The 1,251-nt window shown below is 34.2% G+C and carries 2 protein-coding genes; both read right to left on the bottom strand.

The window, feature by feature from the left end; all coding sequences use genetic code 11:
* Positions 1–286: 286 nt before the first annotated feature.
* Positions 287–877, bottom strand: a complete 591-nt coding sequence (locus tag KA900_RS14535) for a replication protein (protein WP_204184969.1) — start codon at positions 875–877, stop codon at positions 287–289.
* A gap of 57 nt (positions 878–934) precedes the next feature.
* Positions 935–1,075: a ribbon-helix-helix domain-containing protein gene (locus KA900_RS14530; RefSeq protein WP_031917823.1), complete on the bottom strand. Its 141-nt coding sequence runs from the start codon at positions 1,073–1,075 to the stop codon at positions 935–937.
* Positions 1,076–1,251: the final 176 nt, after the last annotated feature.

Raw genomic sequence — 1,251 nt, 5'->3', positions numbered from 1 at the left:
TTTTGACTTCACGATATCGAAAGTAATGATTTGGATTGGTTGTTAAGTTGGAATTAATCCAACTTAAAACCGGCACCAATCGCCACTGAAGTGGCTATCATTATTTCTTTGTTCGTCAAAAGTATTTCTCCTATCACAAGTAATAATATGGTTTGGCAAGCATCGTATTTGCTAGCCACTTCATTCGCTTACGCTCATTTCGTTCTGCAAATACACTTGTTGGGGGTAAACCCCCAATCCCCCCTTTTTTGCTAAAGCAAAAAGCTAGCCATAACGGCTAGCTAATTCATTTGTTATCTTTTATTCTATGTCTTCTAGATTTTATAAACGTATTTATAGCAAAAGTACCATTATCAGCTAACAAAGGGAACCAATCATCAAATCTATGCTCCATAGCATAAATCCATAGTTCTTCGTATTCTCTTATGTCATTTTCAACTATAAAAGAAGTCATTTCTTTAAACATCTCATATCTACTTGCAGACGTCGGTTTTAACATCTCTAGAATGTCTGCTCCACCATGAGCAATCATATCTTCACGATCATACTGATATTTCTCAGGATTATCCATATGCAACATATATCTAACAAGACCTTTAGCAGAACCACACTTTTGTGGAACAGTCGCGTTTATTCTTTCGGTCAATTCTAATATCTGATTATAACTTTTAACACCATCATACATAACCAATATATGCTTATGAGCCTTTTTTATCTCTCCATTTGGATTAGTATCCTTATCATGTAATGGAGATTCAACCCATTGTATATGTTCATCATCTAATATATCTCTCCAACCTTCAGAAACACTTTCTGGGTAAATTACAAACGTCCAATTTCTAGTTCTTACATTACCTTGTGATGCTTTATTTACCATGATATAATTACCTCCGAATACAAGTTTATGCTGCCATAGCCACATGGCAGTATTTTTTTATCTATTTTTATGTTTTTTATCAAAATCTTGCAAAGCCAACGCAATTACCGCACTTTTTGAAACTCCTAAATATTTCGCCAATTCATCTAACTTTTCCGACATCTCATCTTTCAAAGTCACTTGCAATCTTTTACTCATAATTGTAACCACCTTTCAACTATTACAGTCAATAATACACAAAATAACATCATAATTCAATCGTTTATACACAAAAAGTGACCGTGAACAATGAACAACACTGGGGGGTCGTAGTACCCCAGTGTTGAAAACCTAAAGTCAAAACCCACCATATTATTACTTGTAATAGAATTTCC

Origin of the sequence: Staphylococcus sp. GDY8P120P, from assembly GCF_017892065.1 — a bacterium.
Classification (GTDB): Bacteria; Bacillota; Bacilli; order Staphylococcales; family Staphylococcaceae; genus Staphylococcus; species Staphylococcus nepalensis.
The sequence above is the reverse complement of the archived record's forward strand: the minus strand, read 5'-3'. Positions and strand labels throughout refer to the sequence as shown.